We start from the raw sequence: 18,033 nt of genomic DNA, 5'->3' as shown, positions 1-18,033 counted from the left end.
CGCTACTCGCCGTCTGCGTCCTCGTCTACGGCCTCGTCGGGCGTGAAGACGTCGACGGCGGCGAGGCGGTCGTGTTCGGCGAGGTCCATCACGGTGACGCCCTGCGTGTTCCGGCCGTACGCGGAGACCTCCGAGACGGAGGCGCGCATGATCTGGCCGTCCTCACTCATCGCGACGAACTCGTCGCCCTCGCCGACGGCGTGCACGCTCGCGACGCGGCCGTTGCGCTGGCCGGTCTTGATGTCGACGAGCCCCTTCCCGTTGCGGGACTGCTGGCGGTACTCGGTGAGGGGTGTGCGCTTGCCGTAGCCGTACTCGGTGACGGTCATGAGGTCGCGCGCGTCGTCGGGGCTCGCGGCGGCAACACCCGAGACGCGATCACCATCCTCGAGTTTCACGCCGCGCACGCCGCGCGCGGAGCGCCCCATCGGCCGGGCTTCGGTCTCGTCGAAGCGGATCGCCATCCCCTCCTCGGTGCTGACGATGACGTCGCTCTCGCCGTCCGTCACCTCGACGTCGACGAGCTCGTCGCCGTGTTCGAGGCGAACGGCGCGGATGCCAGTCGAGCGGATGTTGGCGAACTCGGAGACGGCGGTCCGCTTGACGTAGCCGTCACGCGTCGCCATCGTGAGGTACTCCTTGTCAGCCTCGAAGTCGAGGTCGTCGGCGGTGACGACGGCCGTGAGCTCCTCGCCGTCGTCGAGATCGACGACGTTCACGGCGGACGTCCCGCGCGCGGTCCGTGACATCTCCGGAACCTGATAGACTTTGAGTCGGTAGACCTGCCCCTGGTTCGTAAAGCAGAGGAGGTCGTCGTGCGTCGAGGCGGTGAACACCGTCGACACCCGATCGCCTTCCTTCAGGTCCGTACCGATGACCCCCTTCCCGCCGCGGTGTTGCGTGCTGAACGTCTCGACGGGCGTCCGCTTGATGTAGTCGCCCTCGGAGAGCGTGACGACGACGCGCTCCTCGGGGATGAGGTCCTCGTCCGTCACTTCGCCGGTCCCCTCGATGACGCGCGTCCGGCGTTCGTTCGCGTACGTCTCCTTCACCTCGCGGAGTTCCGCCTCGATGACGCCGAGGAGTTCGTCCTCGTCGGCGAGGATCGTCTCCAGGCGCACGATGCGCGCGGTGACCTCCTCGTACTCGTCCTCGATCTCCGCGGCCTCCATCGACGTGAGGCTGCCGAGTTGCATCCGGACGATGTGGGCGGCCTGCTCGGCGCTGAAGCCGTACTCGCTTTCGAGGGCCGTGCGTGCACCATCACGATCCTCCGCACCGCGAATGGTCTCGACGACGTTCTCTGCGTTCTCCAAGGCCTTCAGGCGGCCCTCGAGGATGTGTGCGCGGTCCTCGGCCTCCGCAAGCTCGTACTCGGAGCGCCGCCGGACGACCGTCTTGCGGTGATCGAGGTAGTGCTCGAGGGTCTCCTTGAGGCTCAGAACCTCGGGTTGACCGTCGACGAGCGCGAGGTTGATGACGCCGAACGTCCGCTCGAAGTGCGACTCCAGCAGGTGGTTCTCGACGATGTCCGTGTTCGCGTTCGACTTGAGGTCGATGACGACGCGGATGCCGTCGCGATCGGATTCGTCGCGGAGGTCGCGCACCCCCTCGAGGGTGCCGTCGTTGACGTCCTCGGCGATGCGCTCGACGAGGCGCGATTTGTTCTGCTGATAGGGGAGCTCGGTGATGACGATGCTGTCGCCCCGATTGCCCTCCTCGACGTGGTACTCCGCGCGAACGCGTAGGCGGCCACGGCCCGTGTGGTAGGCCTTGCGGATGGCGCTGCGGCCGACGATGTTCGCACCCGTCGGGAAGTCCGGTGCGGGAACGTGCTCCATCAGCTCCGGGATCGAGCAGTCGGGGTTCTCGATGAGGTGGATCGTCGCGTCGATCACCTCGCCGAGGTTGTGCGGCGGGACGTTCGTGGACATCCCGACCGCGATACCCGACGACCCGTTCACGAGGAGGTTCGGGAACGCCGCGGGGAGGACGTCGGGCTCCTCGAGACGGCCGTCGTAGTTCGCGCTGAAGTCGACGGTGTCCATATCGATGTCCGCGAGCAACTCCTCCGCGATCGGGGCCATCCGGGCCTCCGTGTAGCGCATCGCGGCCGCCGGATCGCCGTCGACGCTCCCGAAGTTCCCCTGGCCGTCCACGAGCGGTTCGCGCATCGAGAACGGCTGGGCCATCCGGACGAGCGTGTCGTAGATCGCCGAGTCGCCGTGCGGGTGGTAGTCACCCATCGTCTCGCCGACGATGGAGGAGCTCTTCCGGTGGGCGCTCCCGCTCGTGACCCCCGCCTCGTGCATCGCGTAGAGGATGCGCCGATGGACGGGCTTGAGGCCGTCCCGAACGTCCGGGAGCGCGCGGCCCGCGATGACGCTCATCGCGTAGTCGATGTACGACTGCTCCATCTCGTCCTCGACGCGGACGTTCTCGATCCGCTGGGCGACGTCCTCGGGGGCGTCGGGCGCGTCCGAGCTCATATATCCACCCACTCCGCGTCCGTCGCATGCTCCTGGATGAACTGCTTGCGCGGCTCGACCGCGTCACCCATCAGCACCGAGAACATCCGGTCCGCTTCCGCCGCGTCCTCGACGGAGAACTGCTTGAGGACCCTGTTCTCGGGGTTGATCGAGGTGTCCCAAAGCTGCTCGGGGTTCATCTCGCCGAGCCCCTTGAAACGCTGGACCTGCGTCGGGTTGCCGTCACAGACCTCCTCGACGACGCGATCACGCTCCTCCTCGGTCATCACGTCGTACGTCTCGCCGCGATAGCGAATCCGGTAGAGTGGCGGCTGAATGGCGTAGACGTGCCCGCCTTCGAGCAGCGGGCGCATGTGGCGATAGAAGAACGTGAGGAGTAGCGTGCGGATGTGCGCGCCGTCGACGTCGGCGTCCGTCGCGAGGATGATCTTGTTGTAGCGGAGGTCGTCGATATCGAACTCCTCGCCGATGCCGGTGCCCGCGGCGGTGATGAGCGCGCGGATCTCGTCGTTCTCCAGCACGCGATCGAGCCGGTGTTTCTCGACGTTCAAGATCTTTCCCTTGATCGGGAGAACGGCCTGGAACTCCCGGTTGCGGGCCTGTTTGGCCGACCCGCCAGCGCTATCGCCCTCCACAATAAATAATTCTGACACTTCTGGGTCGCGGCTCTGACAGTCCGCGAGCTTCCCCGGGAGCGCGCCCGACTCGAGGGCGTTCTTCCGGCGCGTCAGCTCTTCTGCCTTCTGTGCGGCCTTTCGGGCCTTCGCGGCCTCAACGGCCTTCCCGATGACTGTCTCCGCGATGTCCGGATGCTCCTCGAAATACGTGCCGAGCCCGTCGTGGACCGTCGACTCGACGATCCCCCGGACTTCGGAGTTCCCGAGCTTCGTCTTCGTCTGCCCTTCGAACTGCGGATCGGGGTGTTTGACCGAGACGACGGCGGTCAGCCCCTCGCGGATGTCCTCGCCCGTGAGGTTCTCGCCGTCGAGGTCGGAGAGGAGCCCATGGTCGCTCGCGTAGTCATTCACAGTGCGCGTGAGCGCCGTCTTGAACCCCGTGAGGTGTGTGCCGCCCTCGCGGGTGTTGATGTTGTTCGCGAAGGCGTGCGTCGAAGACTGGAGATCGTCGGTCGCCTGCATCGCGATCTCGACCTGGATGTCCTGGTCCTCGCCCGTGAGGTAGATGACGTCCTCGTGGAGTTCCGAGCGGGACTCGTTGAGGTAGCGCACGAACTCGCGGATGCCGCCCTCGTAGTGGAACGACGTCTCGCGGGCTGCTTCCTCCGCTTCCGACACCTCACGCTCGTCGCGCAGCGTGATCGTGACGCCGCTGTTGAGGAAGGCGAGCTCCCGGAGCCGGTTCTCCAGGGTCTCGTAGGCGAACTCGGTCGTCTCGAAGATGTCCGCATCCGGCGTGAAGCGGATGAGCGTCCCCGTGCCCTCTGCGTCGCCGATCCGTTCGAGGTCGCTTACGGGCTCGCCGCGCTCGAAGCGCTCGCGGAACCGACCGCCTTCGCGATCAACGACGACGGCGAGCTTCTCGGAGAGGGCGTTGACGACGGAGACACCGACGCCGTGGAGGCCTCCCGAAACCTGGTAGGACTTGTTGTCGAACTTCCCGCCGGCGTGGAGGACGGTGAGGATGACCTCGACGGCCGGCCGATCGTACTCCGCGTGGGTGTCGACGGGGATCCCGCGGCCGTCGTCCTCGACGCTGACCGATCCGTCGTCGTGGAGCGTGACGGTGATCTCGTCGCAGTGGCCGGCGAGCGCCTCGTCGATGGAGTTGTCGACGACCTCGTAGACGAGGTGGTGGAGCCCCCGCGCGTCGGTCGACCCGATATACATCGCCGGGCGCTTTTGAACGGCCTCTAGGCCTTCGAGCACCTGTATCTGCCCCGCGCCGTACTCGCCTGAATCAGACATGATCGTTGTCCGATCTAGCTCCCGCGATCGTATAAAGCCTCGCACACGCGCGCGCGTAGGCGCGACGCGTTGTCACAGGCTGCGTCAGCTGATCTGTGCGGCGACGTCGGCCTGCGTGATGATCCCGACGGTGTCGCCGTCCTCGGTGACGATGACGGCCGTGTAGTGATCGAGGAGGCTGGAAATCTCCTCCAGCGTCGCGTCCGGGGAGACGGTCGGGAACGACTCGCTCATCACTTCCCGTACGGGGTCGTCGCCGACGTCACCGCCGGCGTGGACGACGTCGCCCTCGCTGATCGACCCGACAGGGATGCCGTCGGCGATGACCGGGAGTTGTGAGTAGCCGGCTTCCTGCATCCGCTCGACGGCGGCGTGGACGTGGTCGCTCGGGGCGACGCTGACGACCGACTCGTGCATTAGATCACGGGCGCGAACGACGTCACCCGCCGCCTCGTCGAGTGCCTCAACGATGTGTCGAAGCGTGGAGAGACGCGGGTCGACGTCGCTCCCCTCGATGCGCGCGATGAGCGGCTGGGACACCCCGGCGCGCTCCGCGAGTTCGCTCTGCGTCAGCCCGAGGGCGTTCCGGCGTTCCCGGAGGTCCTGGGGCGTCGGGAGGTACATAGCCGTAATTACCGGTGGTTATGGATAAGTGTTAGTCCTCGTCCTCGGGCTCCTTGACGACCTCGATGACTTCGAGAGGGACGTCGCGGAGCGCGCCACCGACCTCGCTCTTCGCGATGCGCGAGGCGTGCTCCTCGCCGTCGGCGTTGAACACCGTCAGTTCGAGGACGAGGCCGACGAGGGCCGTCTCGGCCGCGAGGAACGCGGCGTCGAGCGGCTCGCCGCAGGCCGGGCAGGCCGTTACGCCCGCCTCCACCTCAACGTAGTCGAGGTCCTGATCGTTCAGTCGCCGGCCTGCCTCGCTCACCGCGACGCCGATTGCGTCGTCCGACTCCGCGACGTCACGAACCAACCATGCGGCTTCCATCGCCACGACGTAGTTGCTCATACAGATGGGAGACTCCCCGGGTAGTCGTGTCTTGTGGTTGACCGCCGCGGCTGTCGGCGCGCGGACGTGATGGAAATAATCCGTATAACGTACGCGAATCGACGGTGTAGGCACGGGTTGCGTGACGGCCCAGGCCGGCATCGCGTCACCGACCGGCGTGGCGGCGTCACCACCCAAGCAGATCCGAGAAACCACCCGATAGCGCCGGGGTTCGTCGATTGTCGCGGTGGCAAACTACTTATACCACCATCGGATGAGGAACGGCTACGCAGATGCCAACACGGTTCGCCCGTCTCGTCACCGCGGTCCAGTACCAGCTCACACTCGCCGTCGCGCTCGTACTCTTGCCAGTCGCGACGCTCGCCAGCCGCCTCGGCCTGACGCTCCCGCTCCACCGGCTCATCGAGCGCTCCGAGGCCGCATACGAGAGCGCCCGATGAGGCGACCGTAACGGCCGGAAGGGTGGCTTTTATACGTCGCCCGCGACTACGCGCTGTCAATGTATAACCCGAGTCAGTCCTCCGAGTTCTCGCGCAATGCACAGCGACTCCCCGACGGCCCCGGCAACCCCTACGAGCCGGAGGTCGGGGAGATGCCCCAGAGCAACGCGAGCCAGCAGGACATGGACAACATCAACAAGACCGGCACCACCATCGTCGGTATCACGACCACCGAGGGCGTCCTCATGGCCTCCGACATGCGCGCCAGCCTCGGCGGCCGCGTCGTCTCCAACAAGAACGTCCAGAAGGTCGAGCAGATCCAGGAGAACGCCGCGCTCTCCATCTCCGGCAGCGTCGGTGGTGCCCAGTCCTTCATCCGCACGCTGACGGCCGAATCGAACCTCTACGAGGCCCGCCACGGCGAGCGGATGTCCATCAACGCCCTCGCGACGATGGCCTCCAACCTCCTGCGCGGCGGCCCCTTCTTCATGGTCGTCCCGATCCTCGGCGGCGTCGACGACGACGGCGCGCACGTGTACAGCCTCGACCCGAGCGGTTCCTCGCTCAGCGATAAGTACACCGCACAGGGCTCCGGGATGCCCTACGCCCTCGGGACCCTTGAGAACAACTACACGGACGACCTGACGATGGACGAAGCCGAACAGATCGGCGCGAAGGCCATCCAGGCCGCCTCCGAGCGGGACACCGCGTCCGGCAACGGTATCCACCTCACGAAGATCACCGAGAACGACGTCGAAATCGTCGGCCACCAGGACGTCGACGACCTCCTCTAACGGACTTTTTTACGGTTCGGGTCGCCGGAGGCGACCCGTCACCGCAAAAACCTCCACTAAAAAGGCCGCGCGCCGTCGGCGCGCGGTCGGGTATCGGTTTCGCGACGCACTGCACCGTACAGCGACGCGCCGCGCCGCACTACGCGTCACCGCACCTACAAGACCGCGGCCGGCCCGACTCGCTCGTCGCGGCGAGAAGCTTTCTACGGTGCCGGTACGTGACTCCCGCCTATGCCCTGTCACTTCTGCGCGATCGCCGCTGGCGACGCCGAGGCCTCACGTCTCCACGAGACCGACGACGTCGTCGCGTTCCTCGACGCGAACCCCGCGATCCGCGGGCACACGCTCGTCGTCCCGAAGCGCCACGATCGCGACGTCCTCGACGACCCGACCGAGGCGACAGCCGTCTTCGGGGCTGTCCAGCGCGTCGGAAGCGCGCTCCGCGACACCCTCGATGCCGACGGCGTCAGCGTCTTCTACACGACGCCGGAACTCGTCGGTGACGTCACGCATCCGCACGTTCATCTGCTGCCGCGGGATGCCGGCGACGACGTCCACCTCGCGCTGGACCGCGGGACGCTCGATCCGTCGGACGCCGAGACGCTCACCGAGCGCGTCGGCGAGCGCCTCTGACTAGCCGCGCCGGTTGCTCCGATGCGTCTCGGTTTCGACCTCCCCGCCGCGCCCCGTCCAGTCCGCGAAGCTTCCGGTGATGAGCGTGTCGCGCTGATAGGAGAGGTAGTCGTACTGCATGTCGTAGACGGCGTTCTCGAAGGACGCGCCGTCGTCGAGGTTCTCGCGAACGCGCTCGCGCTTCCAATCCGCCGGCGTGATGCCGTGGCGGGCGCGCTGACGGAGCGGCCAGAGGTATTTCGCGGCCTCCTCCTCGTCGAGGCCGCGCGCGCGGAGCCCGGCTTCGGCCTGCTCGAAGAGGTCGGCGTACATCGCCGTCGCGTCCGTCGTCTCGCCCTCGGGTCCGAGATAGGTGAGGTCGGCATCCGACCCGTCGCGGACGGCGGCGTAGAAGTTCTCGCGCGCCGTCTCCCACGGGAGGTCGTAGAGCGGGTGGTCGCGCGCCACCATCGCCTCTAAAGCCCCCGCGAGGAGCGCCTGGAACGCCATCGTGTCCCGCACCGTCGGCTGGCCGGGGAGCGGCCGGAACTCGATGCGGGCGTTCGCGGACTCCTTGGATGCGCCGCCGAAGACCGGACGCACCCAGCGCCAGTAGGTGCCGTGTTTCATGCGGAAATGCGCGAACTCGTCGTCGAAGCGCCCGCCCGTGGCGATGTCGTGGGATGGCATCGGGACGATCATGTCGTCCTCGACGACGGCGTCCACCGCGTCCTGCACGCTCTCCAAGTCACGGGGGAAGCGGACCTTCTCGCTCTTCCCGGGGACGTTCAGGACGTCCTCGAAGACGTCGATACGCCCCTCGTCGTGGCCGTCCCGAAGGATCGCCTCCGGTGTGGCCTCGTCGTCGTAGAGGTCCGGCGGGTAGAACGGCGAGTTCACGCCGAGCGCAACGAGCGGCCCGGCGAGTCGGACCGCGTAGCGGAAGTAGGTCGGGAGATCGACGGCCTGGGGCACCTGGTAGTGGGGCTGGATCGACGTGATGAGCGCCTCGGGCATCACCGTGTCCGCGTCGAGGGAGACGTGTGGTGCATCGATCCCCATCGACGCCGGCCGGTCGGTGTTCGCCATCGCGTGATAGCGCGTGGAGGCGCTCATGTTCGTCGCGATCTCGACGCCGTCGTCGTCGATGCTGTCCGTGAGGTACTCGTGCGCCGTCTCGCCCTCCGGCGGGATCGTCCACATCGCGTCGCTCACCAAGTGGAGGCCCTCGGCGTCCATCGGTTCGGCCGCGGCCTCCAGGCGAGCGCGTACCTCCGACTCCTGGGCGGCGAGCCCATACTCGTTCAGCGGCTGCGGGCTCGCCGTCATCTCGGCGTTGTGGAGACCCAGTTCCTTCTCGAAGCCGACGAACTCCAGCACGCGCCGCGGGATGCGCGCCAGCGAGCCGTCGTCGGCGACGCCGTAGAACTCGTATTCGAGGCCGACGATGGCCTGCGGGTTGTCGAACGTCCCCGCCTCGATCTCCTCTTTGATTACTGCCGCGTCCTCGCGAACCCGCTCGTCGAACGCGTCCGGGTCCACCGCCAGCACCGACGCCACGTCCCGCGCGAGTTCCGATTCGGCCATGGCGATGCCTTCGTGCGGTCGGGACTTGAATGACGTGGCACCGCGGACGGGCGTCGGACGCCCGAGGCGCTACTCGTTCTCGTACGCCTCGCGGAGGTCGTCGAGGTGGCTCTCCAGGACGTGGAGCGCGGCGTCCGCGTCCGTGTACCCCCGTTCGTAGTCCTCGTAGACCGTGTCCGCGCCGCTGAGGAACTGCGCGACCGCCGCGTCGAGATCGTCGCCGTCGTCGCTCATGGACGCGTCTTCGGTCCACGGCCCCGAAAGCACCGTGGTTTGGGCCGAGCCAGAGACCCGGAAACGCCGCGATTCCGTCCTGCCCCCGCGTCCGCGCCCGTTAAGTACACACTCCGGCTAGCACGGACGAATGCAGTTCGCCGAGTTCGCCACGCGGGCCGCGGAAGTCGAGGCCGAACCCGCCGACCTCGAAACGATCACGCTCGTTGCAAGCATCCTCGATGATGCGGACGCTGCGCTCCCGATCGTCGCGCGCTTCGTGCAGGGTCGGGTGTTCCCCGCGTACAGCGAGCGGAAACTCGACATCGGCCCGCGCCTCTGTCGGGAGGCAATCGCCCGCGCCGCGGGACCGAACGTCGACGCCGACGACGTCGAGGACGAACTCGCTGAGACCGGCGATATTGGGGGAGTCGCGGCGAGCTACGACGTCGGTGGCCAACGCGGTCTCGGGGCGTTCACCGACACGGGTGGTGACGACCTCGATGTCCGCGAGGTGTACGACGAACTCACCGGCCTCGCGGCCGCAGCGGGATCGGGGAGCGAGGACGCGAAGGTCGCGACGCTGTTCGGTCTCCTCACCCGCTGTGAGACCGACGCCGAGACGCGCTACCTCGCGCGTCTCGTGCTCGGCGAGATGCGCATCGGTGTCGGCGAGGGAACGGTCCGGGACGCCACTGCGGAGGCGTTCGACGTCCCCGTGGCAGCAGTCGCGCGCGCCCTTCAGGTGTCGAACGACTACGGGCTCGTCGCTGAGACGGCACGCGACCGCGGCGTCGATGGCCTCGATGCGGTTCACCTCGACATCGGGCGGCCGGTTAAGGCGATGCTCGCACAGGCCGGGAGCGTCGCGGACGCCCTGGGTGCGTGGGACGACGTCGCGGTGGAGCCGAAGTTCGACGGTGCGCGCGTCCAGTTGCACCACAACCCGGACGGCCCCACCGAGGTTTTCAGCCGAAACATGGAGGACGTCACGGACGCGCTTCCCGAGGTTGTCGAGTTTGCCGAGGCGCACCTCGACGTGCCGGCGATCCTCGACGGCGAGGTGGTGGCCGTCGACGACGAGGGCGATCCGCTCCCCTTCCAAGAGGTGTTGCGGCGCTTCCGCCGGAAACACGACGTCGAGCGGATGCGTGAGGAGGTGCGCGTCGAGCTCCGGGCGTTCGACTGCCTGCACGCGGCCGGCGACGACCTGCTTAACGTGCCCCTCGTCGAGCGCCACGCGACGCTCTCGGAGCTGCTCGATGGGACCGACGCCGTCTCCGAGTTCCTCGTCTCCGACGACCCGGACGAGATCGAGGCCGTCGCGGCCGACGCACTCGACGCCGGCCACGAGGGCGTGATGCTCAAGGACCCCGAGTCGGCGTACACGCCGGGCAAACGCGGCAAACAGTGGCTGAAGCGCAAACCCGACGTCGAGACGCTCGATCTCGTCGTGACGGGCGCGGAGTGGGGCGAGGGACGGCGCGCGGAGACGCTCGGGACGTTCCTCCTCTCGGCGCGGACCGACGACGGCTACGAGACCATCGGGAAGGTCGCCACCGGCCTCGACGACGAGGAACTCGCGGCCCTCGACGACCGACTCGCCCCATACGTCCGCGACGAGGACGGCCAGACGGTCGAGATCGACCCCGCCGTCGTCCTCGAAGTCGGCTACGAGGAGATCCAGCGCTCACCCACGTACTCCTCCGGGTACGCGCTGCGCTTCCCGCGATTCCTCGCCGTCCGCGACGACAAGGATCCCGCGGATGCCGACTCGCTGGCGCGTGTGGAGCGCCTCGCCGAGAAACAGAGCTAAACGCCCGCATTCCGAAAATCAGCCATGACCTCTCGCGCAGCCGTCGTCGACCTCGACGGCACGCTCGTCCACGGAGATACCCTCCTCCCCGGCGCGCGCGACGCAATGGCCGCGATCCGCGAGCGCGTCGAGGCGGTGTGCTTTGTCACGAACAACCCGACCGTCCCACCGGAGGCGTACGCCGCGCGCCTCCGTGATCTCGGCGTCGCGGCGGCACCCGACGAGATACTGACGGCCTGTACGGCGACGATTGCGTATCTCCACGAACACCACGCGGAGGACGCGCTCTTTCTCATCGCGGGCGATGCCATCGTCAATCAGCTCCGCGATGCCGATCTCACCCTCGTCGCCGACCCCACCGCCTGTGAGTGCGTCGTCGTCGGCTACGATCCCGAGTTCGACTACGACGACCTGCACGCCGGACTGCGTGCGCTCCGCGATGGCGTCGGCTTCGTTGGCACCGACCCTGATCGCACGATTCCGACCGCTGACGGGCCGATCCCGGGATCGGGCGCGATCATCAACGCCGTCGCGGGCGTCACCGAGCGCGAGCCCGACGCAGTCCTCGGAAAGCCCTCCGAGGAGACAGCCACTCTCCTGCTTGATCGTCTCGGCGTCCCTGCCGAGGAGTGCGTGCTCATCGGCGACAACCCCGAGACGGACATCGCGCTCGGCGAGGCGGTGGGGATGACGACCGTGCTCGTCGAAACGGGCCTCGACGGTGCAAACGAGGATGGCGTGCACGCCGATCACGTCGTGGCCGACATCGGGGCCGTCCCCTTGCTGTTCGACTAGTCGAGGACGCCCATCTCGTCTAAGCGCTCGGGCAGGTAGGTGTCCGTCACGAAGTCCAGCCCGCGGGCGGCGAGCGCCTGCTGTTCGGCCTTCTTCCCGATGTCGAGTTGGAGTTCGATCTGCTCCGTCCAGAACTCCGACTGGAAACGCGGGTCCTCTAGCTCGCTCTCCAGGGCGTTGACGTCGGAGTCGCTGAGCGGGTCGGTCGGGAGGTCGTACTCCACGATGTCCGCGGGTCGGATGCCGATGAACTGGGCCTCGGGCGTCGCGAGGTACTCCGAGAGGTGGGCCGACTTGATCGACCCGTAGGAGACGGAGCCGAAGATGCGGTACGACCACGGGTCGCCGTCCGTGAAGACCGTGACAGGAAGGTCGAGTTCGTCGTGGAGGCGTTTCGTCAACCGGCGCGTCGCGCGCGCCGGCTGGCCGCCGAGGTGGACGACGAGCGCGTTGTAGTCGTCGTCGAAGCCGTTCTCGACGAGGCGATCGCGCATCCCGCCGGTCTCGACGCAGAGGACGAAATCGACGTCGTGATCGAGGAACTCGATCGTGTCGGGGTTGTTCGGGATCTGGTAGCCGCCCTGACCAACGTCGTCCTGACAGTGGATCTTGCGGTCCCCGCGGTTCGTCTGCTCGCGGAGGCGCAGCGGACCCATCACCTTCGCCCCGGACTCCTCCGGGCGCATGTGGAAGTCCTCGCGTTTCACGCCGGAGACGATCTCCAGGTCCTCGACGAGCTTGTCGGACTCCGACTGGCCGTTGAACTGCGCGGCCTCCTCGTCCCACGATTCGGAGAGGTAGTAGAGTTCACGCAGCGTCGAGGAGCGATCCTCGTCGAGCTGCTGGGCGAGGAAGTCGATCGTGTAGACGGCCTTCAGGAGCTTTTGGGCACCTGAGGCGGAGTTCGCCGAACGCGTCGACGTCCGATCGCCGTACACCCAGACGCCCGCGTCCTCGTCGAAGACGATGTTCGACTTCGAGCGCGTCGGCAGCTGCATGTTCGGGATTTCGCCGTCGGCGAACTGGTCGTAGAACTGTGCGGCCATGTCGATGAGGCGCTCGCGCGCCGTGTCGTCGGGGGCGGTATCGGAGCTCATTGGGAGACCGTGAGTTTCTCGTCGGCGACGCCGTTCACCGAGAGGTCGCAGTCGGCGTCGGCATCGACGGCGTATTCGAGCGTCGCTTCGTCGCCGCTCGCGATCGTCGGCGACCACTTCACGAACCACTCGCCGTCCATCTCGACGACGGTGCCGGCCGAGACGTCGCCCGGCTCGGTGGAGACGATGTCCGTGAGGTCGATCTCGGCGTTCGCGTTGGTGTTGTTCTCGATCGTGAGACGGACGGTGTCGTCCTCGCGCTCACGTTCGACGAGGACGTTGTTCATGATGCGTGCAAGCGAGTCGTCGACGCTGACGGGGTCGCGCCCGGTCATCTCGGAGACCTTCTCGGCCATCGTCGGCAGCACGTCCATGATGACGTTCTGCTTCTCCCGGCGTTTCTGCCGCGAGCGGCGCTCGTTGAGGAAGCTCTTGAGTTCGCGGGCGGCCTCGCGAACGGCGAGTTCGACCTCGTCCTCGATTTCCGGCACCGACGCCAGGGCGTCCTTCGACTCGCTCGTGAATGGGACGTTCGTCGAGGCGACGTGGATCATGATGACGCAGGGGCCGCTCGGCAGGCCGCTCCCGCCGGGCTGATCGAGACCGTAGTTGCGCCAGCCGATGTCCTTCAGGACCTTCGTCGTCGCGCAGGCCCCGCGCTGGTAGACGAGCGGCACGCGATTCGCAAAGCGCATCACGTCGACGCTCCCCTCAGCTTTGAGGTCGCCGCCGTAGGCGATTCCGGCCTCGACGACGAACGGGTCGCCGCCGTGGACGTCGGCGTCGCGCGTCGCAGCCGCGTAGAAGTCCGCGTCGAACTCCTTGCGGAGCCCGGCCTCGATGAGGTCGGCCTCGATGGGTGCGAGACAGGACGTCGGCGGTGCCATCACGTCGACGGTCTCCATCGCCGCCAGCAGGTCGCGCGCGAGGTTTCGGTCGGACGCGACCTCGCTCGCCGCGGGGAGGTCGTCGGTAACGGTGTGCGCCGCAGTCCAGAGTTCGTCCGTGACGTTCTCACGCGCCGTCTCGCCGACCGTGGCGTCGTCCACGTCCTCGGTCGTTTCGGCGGCGCGTTCGACGAAGTCGCGGAGTTCGTCGCGCGTCACCCGATCGCGCGGCGTGTCGTCGCCGAACTTCGCGGCGATGCGCTCCGCGAGCGCGTTCACCGTCGCGTCGTCCTTCTGCGTCGTCGTCGCTGCATCGACGTGTCGATAGACATCGCGTCGCCGGTCGGCGATGAGAGCGCCCCAGAGGGCGTCGACGACGTGACCCTGGACGGTGTCGCCGAAGGTAACTCCCGCGTCGACGTCCGTGGCGACGTCCGCGACGAGCGTTTCGAGGTCGGTGTAGGAGAGTGCGCCGCGCTCCGTGATCGCGTCCGCAACGGCGGCGGCGAACGCCTCGGTGTCCGCAGCGGGCTTGTTCGAGACGGCGTCAGTGACGCGCGCTTCGAGATCGGCCTCGTCCGCGTCTACGCTGGTGTCGATCGTCCACGCGAGTTCGCGCCCGTAGTGGCGATCGCGGAAGGCGTCACAGATCGAGTCGGCGGTCTTCGCGCCGACGCGCGTGAACTCCTCGCGGAGGAAGCCCCGAACGGTCCGGGAGTCCGTCCCGTCGAGCATCTTGATGAGCGCGCCGAGTTCCACGCCATGGGGATGTGGTCGGATCTCCTCCGTTTCGGCGGGGAGGCTCGCGTCCTCGGCGCGCTCGAATTTGAACTGGCCGTTGGGCTCGCGGAGTTCGAGGCGCGCGTGGGGGTTCACGACCGCCGTGTGCTCGGCGTAGTCGTGGAGCTGACCGCGTGCGCGCATGTTCGCCTCCATCTCCAGTTCGATGCGCGTCCCGTGCGAGCGGTCCCACGAGACCGTCTCCTCCTCGCTGATTACGGGCTCGTTCGTGTCCGTGTCGATGACGAGCTCGTAGTAGTTGGCCTCCGCGGAGCCCTGTGTGCGGGAGGTGATTTTCGCGGGCGTTCCGGAGGTAAGCTGGCTGTAAAGGACCGCTGCGGAGATACCGATGCCCTGCTGGCCACGACTGTTCTTCACGGAGAGCGCGCCGTCGTTCGCGACGACGAAGTTCTCGTCTTCGCCCGTCGCACCGGGGACGGAGATGTCGTAGACGTACTCGGGGGCTTCAGTCTCCTCGACCGACTTCACGGGAAGGAGACACATGTCCGTCTCCGTGATCCCCTGGAGATTCCGGACGGTCGAGTAGAGTTCTTCGAGAGTCTCCGTCGGTTCGTGCGCCGCATCAAGGAGCCCCATCTCGACGAGGTTGTGCGTGTATCGTGGTTTCTCGACATCGTCGCCGTTGAGCGCCGCCTCGATCAGGGATTGGTACACTGCGGCGTGTTCGAGATCGGAGCCGACACCCGCAGCGCGGAGGAGGCCGGGAATCGTGTCCGGGACGGTGTGTGCATCCACTTCGTCGACGTGGACGTCATCAAGGAGCGATGTCGGGACGCGTTTGTACCCCTGTTCGCCCGTCGGCTTCCGCTCGCCGAACGCGTTGAGAACATTCAGATCCTCCCCGTACACCTTCGTCTGATACGTCGTTGAGCCGTCGTCTGCGTATCCGCTCGTGTTCTCGATCGTCTCGGTGCTCGCGAGGACGCCCTGCATGTTCCACAGGACGGAGACGCCGCGCGCGAGCGTTTTACTGACTGTCGCGTGGGAGAGTTCGTTTCCGGGGTGCGAGTCGGAGCCATCTCCCTGATAGACTGCGGTGAGGAACTCCTGCTGGACGTCGTCGGACGCGTCGAAGAGGAACGACGGGACGCGCTTGTTCTCCGCACCCTTCCCACAGACGTTCCCGAGGAACATTGCGAGCGGCGATCCGAAGGCCTTCACGCGCGTCGCGTTCCGTTCGCGTTGGACGGTCGTCGTGCCACCGCCGACACCGGCGACAGCCGCCTCGGTGGCCTCGATCAGCTCGCTCTCGTGCGACCCAAACGTGAACCCAACCTGTCGTGGACCGACGTGCCCCTCGGCGACGTAGTAGCCGAGGAGCCGGGTGAACTCGTCTGTGAGTGGGACCGTGACCGGGACGGTGGTCTCGTCGCCACCGACCTGATACGTCTTGAGTTCGCAGTCAGCGGCTTTCTCCTCCCACCCGAGTTCGAGCACGGTCGATGCCGGGAGGTACCCCTTCTCCAGATAGTTCGATTCGAGGCTGTCTTTGAGGACATCGACACCGTCGTACCGGTAGTAGTATCGCTTCCAGTCACTGTCCGCGTTCGGCTTCTTTCGGATCGTCTCACCGTTGCGGATCTCTGCGAGCGTCTCCCGATCGAACCCGTAGACGTACAGCCGTCGCTCGTCGAGTTGCTCGCGCGTGAGGTGTTCAAGGAGGTTGACCGACTCGACCGACGAGTCGGTTGTCGGGAGCGATCGCGGTGTGAGAACGGCGTCCCCAGGCTCAAGCTCGCCCGCTTTCACCTGCTTCGTCTCCCCGTCTTTCGTCACGGAGAAGAGGCTGTGGTTACCCGTCACTTCGACGGTGCGTCCCTTCTCGGTCGTGATCTCGTACGTGCGCTCGTCCGTTTCGTGGCGGATCGCGTGCGTCACCGGCTGCCACGTCATCTCGTGAGTCTCCCTATTAAACGAGGGGACTTCGATGTCCGCCGAGAGCGGCGCGGTCGCCGCACCGTCGACCGGAAGATAGGCGTCGCAGAGGACGCCGATCGGGACCGTTTCGACGACGCCGTCACGTCGTACGAGGAGTTCCTGATCGGGTGTCAGCGACTGCTCGCGGGCGTGGAAGCGCGAGCCGTAGAGGAGCTTCCCGAAGACCTTCGGGATTTGTTCTTTGGTGATGCCGGGGCCGTTGTCCTCCACGACGAGCGTGTAGTAGTCCCCCGACTCCTCGATCTCGACGTAGATGTCGGGGAGGATGCCGGCTTCCTCCGTGGCGTCGAGGGCGTTGTCGACGGCTTCCTTGACGGCCGTGACGAGCCCGCGGGCCCCGGAGTCGAAGCCCAGCATGTGTTTGTTCTTCTCGAAGAACTCGGCGATGGAGATCTCGCGCTGGCCCGCGGCGAGCTCCTCCGCGATGCCGTCGTCGTCCCCATCGGCGAGTGTCGACTGGAAGGACGTCATTTCGGTATCCGCGACTTTGGACGTGTGGCTATAAAACCCCGCGGGTACAGCGTAGTGAAAGTGAACGACGCCGCGGCGAACGCCGCGGAGGGTCCGCGAGCGCGCCGGTTCGGGCGCGCTTCACTCCCGGCGACGATGGCGGGAGGGGCCGCGCCCCTAGAGCGAGAGGCCGCGGATCTCGACTGTGTCGCCCTCGCGGACGGTCCCGATGCGTTCGCCGTCGGTCTCGACGACGAGCTTCTCGGCTTCCGAATCGGGGAGCGCGACGACGAACCCCGTGCCCATGTTGAACGTCCGGTGCATCTCCTCGACGTCGACGTTTCCGCGCTCTTGGACGAAGGTGAAGACGTCCTGGGCGGGGAGGGGGTCCGTGACGTCGTACTCGTACTCGCCCATCCGGGAGAGGTTCGTCCAGCCGCCGCCGGTGACGTGGGCGGCCGCGTGGACCTCGCGCTCGCGGAGATGCGGGAGGAGGTAGGTGTAGAGGCGCGTCGGCTCGAGGAGCGCGTCGCCGACCGTTGCATACCCCTCGTAGGGGTACTCGTCCTGGTACGTGCCGTCGCCGTCGGTGGCTGCCTTTCGGGCGAGCGTGAGGCCGTTCGAGTGGATCCCCGTCGAGGCGAAGCCGACGAGCGCGTCGCCCGCCTCGGCCTCGCCGGGGAAGAGGTCGTCTTCGGTGGCGATCCCGGCGACGGTACCTGCGAGGTCGAAGCCGTTCACGACTTCGGGCATCACGGCCGTCTCGCCGCCGACGAGCGCCATGCCCGCCTCCTCGGCACCGGCCGCGAGACCTTGGCCGATCTGTGACGTGAGCTCCTCGCTTGGTTCGTCGACGGCGAGGTAGTCCACGAATGCGTCGGGTGCGACGCCCGCCGCGACGAGGTCGTTGACGTTCATCGCGATGCAGTCGATGCCGACGGTGGAGTAGTCGGCCATCGCCTCCGCGACGAGGAGTTTTGTGCCGACGCCATCCGTGGCGAGCGCGAGGTACTGATCGCCGACGGGGACGAGACCCGCGTAGTCCGTCGTGTTGCCGACGTCCGCGACGGCGTCGACGAGCGCGGCGGTTGCGGCCTCGCTCGCGTCGATGTCGACGCCCGCCTCGGCGTACGTCATGCCCTCCTCGTCGCTCCCGGTGTCCGCGTCCTCACTCATA

Annotated in this window: 14 protein-coding genes; 5 read left to right on the top strand and 9 right to left on the bottom strand. The window is 67.0% G+C overall.

Annotated elements, in window-relative coordinates:
- Nucleotides 1-2: 2 nt before the first annotated feature.
- The 4 genes from gyrA to ABDZ36_RS10215 form a co-directional block, all read right to left on the bottom strand.
- Complete coding sequence (gene gyrA, locus ABDZ36_RS10230; RefSeq protein WP_211312191.1) at nt 3-2,489, bottom strand: DNA gyrase subunit A; 2,487 nt, start codon at nt 2,487-2,489, stop codon at nt 3-5.
- Complete coding sequence (gene gyrB / locus ABDZ36_RS10225; RefSeq protein WP_211312192.1) at nt 2,486-4,414, bottom strand: DNA topoisomerase (ATP-hydrolyzing) subunit B; 1,929 nt, start codon at nt 4,412-4,414, stop codon at nt 2,486-2,488. The genes gyrA and gyrB overlap by 4 nt, the downstream gene beginning before the upstream one ends.
- 84 nt (nt 4,415-4,498) lie before the next feature.
- On the bottom strand, nt 4,499-5,038 hold the full coding sequence (locus ABDZ36_RS10220) for a CBS domain-containing protein (RefSeq protein ID WP_211312193.1): 540 nt from the start codon (nt 5,036-5,038) through the stop codon (nt 4,499-4,501).
- A 31-nt stretch (nt 5,039-5,069) separates the two neighbouring features.
- On the bottom strand, nt 5,070-5,426 hold the full coding sequence (locus ABDZ36_RS10215) for a DUF555 domain-containing protein (protein ID WP_211312194.1): 357 nt from the start codon (nt 5,424-5,426) through the stop codon (nt 5,070-5,072).
- Nucleotides 5,427-5,698: 272 nt separating this feature from the next.
- On the opposite strand from ABDZ36_RS10215, the gene ABDZ36_RS10210 reads away from it, so the two are divergent.
- The 3 genes from ABDZ36_RS10210 to ABDZ36_RS10200 all read left to right on the top strand — a co-directional run bounded on the left by ABDZ36_RS10210 (nt 5,699) and on the right by ABDZ36_RS10200 (nt 7,293).
- The gene (locus ABDZ36_RS10210; RefSeq protein WP_211312195.1) at nt 5,699-5,866 is read left to right on the top strand and encodes a hypothetical protein; all 168 of its coding nucleotides are present in this window, start codon (nt 5,699-5,701) and stop codon (nt 5,864-5,866) included.
- Between the two features lie 59 nt (nt 5,867-5,925).
- Nucleotides 5,926-6,660, top strand: coding sequence for an archaeal proteasome endopeptidase complex subunit beta (gene psmB, locus ABDZ36_RS10205; RefSeq protein WP_211312196.1), 735 nt, complete (start codon nt 5,926-5,928; stop codon nt 6,658-6,660).
- A gap of 231 nt (nt 6,661-6,891) precedes the next feature.
- Nucleotides 6,892-7,293, top strand: coding sequence for an HIT family protein (locus tag ABDZ36_RS10200; protein ID WP_211312197.1), 402 nt, complete (start codon nt 6,892-6,894; stop codon nt 7,291-7,293).
- On the opposite strand, the gene ABDZ36_RS10195 is transcribed toward ABDZ36_RS10200, so the two are convergent.
- Together ABDZ36_RS10195 and ABDZ36_RS10190 are read right to left on the bottom strand one after the other, a co-directional pair.
- Nucleotides 7,294-8,859 (bottom strand): glutamate-cysteine ligase family protein, encoded by a 1,566-nt coding sequence (locus ABDZ36_RS10195; protein ID WP_211312198.1) that lies wholly within the window; start codon nt 8,857-8,859, stop codon nt 7,294-7,296.
- A gap of 69 nt (nt 8,860-8,928) precedes the next feature.
- Nucleotides 8,929-9,093 carry a hypothetical protein gene (locus tag ABDZ36_RS10190; protein WP_211312199.1) on the bottom strand — a complete coding sequence of 55 codons (165 nt, stop codon included), beginning with the start codon at nt 9,091-9,093 and terminating at the stop codon, nt 8,929-8,931.
- 130 nt (nt 9,094-9,223) lie between these two features.
- Here ABDZ36_RS10190 and ligA point away from each other — a divergent pair, with 130 nt between their 5' ends.
- Nucleotides 9,224-10,888, top strand: a complete 1,665-nt coding sequence (gene ligA, locus ABDZ36_RS10185; protein WP_211312200.1) for an ATP-dependent DNA ligase LigA — start codon at nt 9,224-9,226, stop codon at nt 10,886-10,888.
- A gap of 24 nt (nt 10,889-10,912) precedes the next feature.
- Entirely contained in the window at nt 10,913-11,683 is a 771-nt protein-coding gene (locus ABDZ36_RS10180) for an HAD-IIA family hydrolase (protein ID WP_211312201.1), read from the top strand.
- Here ABDZ36_RS10180 and ABDZ36_RS10175 read toward each other — a convergent pair.
- The 3 genes from ABDZ36_RS10175 to purM all read right to left on the bottom strand — a co-directional run bounded on the left by ABDZ36_RS10175 (nt 11,680) and on the right by purM (nt 18,032).
- Nucleotides 11,680-12,780 carry a DNA topoisomerase IV subunit A gene (locus tag ABDZ36_RS10175; RefSeq protein ID WP_211312202.1) on the bottom strand — a complete coding sequence of 367 codons (1,101 nt, stop codon included), beginning with the start codon at nt 12,778-12,780 and terminating at the stop codon, nt 11,680-11,682. The two genes, ABDZ36_RS10180 and ABDZ36_RS10175, sit on opposite strands and share 4 nt — an antisense overlap.
- Nucleotides 12,777-16,877: an ATP-binding protein gene (locus tag ABDZ36_RS10170; RefSeq protein WP_211312203.1), complete on the bottom strand. Its 4,101-nt coding sequence runs from the start codon at nt 16,875-16,877 to the stop codon at nt 12,777-12,779. Before ABDZ36_RS10170 ends, ABDZ36_RS10175 begins: the two co-directional genes overlap by 4 nt.
- A 156-nt stretch (nt 16,878-17,033) precedes the next feature.
- Nucleotides 17,034-18,032, bottom strand: coding sequence for a phosphoribosylformylglycinamidine cyclo-ligase (gene purM / locus ABDZ36_RS10165; RefSeq protein WP_211312204.1), 999 nt, complete (start codon nt 18,030-18,032; stop codon nt 17,034-17,036).
- Between the last annotated feature and the right edge of the window lies 1 nt (nt 18,033).

The organism is Halarchaeum salinum (assembly GCF_039520965.1).
Lineage (GTDB): Archaea > Halobacteriota > Halobacteria > Halobacteriales > Halobacteriaceae > Halarchaeum > Halarchaeum salinum.
This window is presented reverse-complemented; position numbering and strand designations above follow the sequence as displayed.

Bases quoted from the DNA above. Each gene is read 5' to 3' on its own strand.
- gyrB (WP_211312192.1), bottom strand. From the start codon at position 4,414: ATGTCTGATTCAGGCGAGTACGGCGCGGGGCAGATACAGGTGCTCGAA.
- psmB (WP_211312196.1), top strand. From the start codon at position 5,926: ATGTATAACCCGAGTCAGTCCTCCGAGTTCTCGCGCAATGCACAGCGA.
- ABDZ36_RS10170 (WP_211312203.1), bottom strand. From the start codon at position 16,877: ATGACGTCCTTCCAGTCGACACTCGCCGATGGGGACGACGACGGCATC.
- ABDZ36_RS10200 (WP_211312197.1), top strand. From the start codon at position 6,892: ATGCCCTGTCACTTCTGCGCGATCGCCGCTGGCGACGCCGAGGCCTCA.
- ABDZ36_RS10195 (WP_211312198.1), bottom strand. From the start codon at position 8,859: ATGGCCGAATCGGAACTCGCGCGGGACGTGGCGTCGGTGCTGGCGGTG.
- ABDZ36_RS10215 (WP_211312194.1), bottom strand. From the start codon at position 5,426: ATGAGCAACTACGTCGTGGCGATGGAAGCCGCATGGTTGGTTCGTGAC.
- gyrA (WP_211312191.1), bottom strand. From the start codon at position 2,489: ATGAGCTCGGACGCGCCCGACGCCCCCGAGGACGTCGCCCAGCGGATC.
- ABDZ36_RS10175 (WP_211312202.1), bottom strand. From the start codon at position 12,780: ATGAGCTCCGATACCGCCCCCGACGACACGGCGCGCGAGCGCCTCATC.
- ABDZ36_RS10220 (WP_211312193.1), bottom strand. From the start codon at position 5,038: ATGTACCTCCCGACGCCCCAGGACCTCCGGGAACGCCGGAACGCCCTC.
- ABDZ36_RS10190 (WP_211312199.1), bottom strand. From the start codon at position 9,093: ATGAGCGACGACGGCGACGATCTCGACGCGGCGGTCGCGCAGTTCCTC.
- ABDZ36_RS10180 (WP_211312201.1), top strand. From the start codon at position 10,913: ATGACCTCTCGCGCAGCCGTCGTCGACCTCGACGGCACGCTCGTCCAC.
- ligA (WP_211312200.1), top strand. From the start codon at position 9,224: ATGCAGTTCGCCGAGTTCGCCACGCGGGCCGCGGAAGTCGAGGCCGAA.
- ABDZ36_RS10210 (WP_211312195.1), top strand. From the start codon at position 5,699: ATGCCAACACGGTTCGCCCGTCTCGTCACCGCGGTCCAGTACCAGCTC.
- purM (WP_211312204.1), bottom strand. From the start codon at position 18,032: ATGAGTGAGGACGCGGACACCGGGAGCGACGAGGAGGGCATGACGTAC.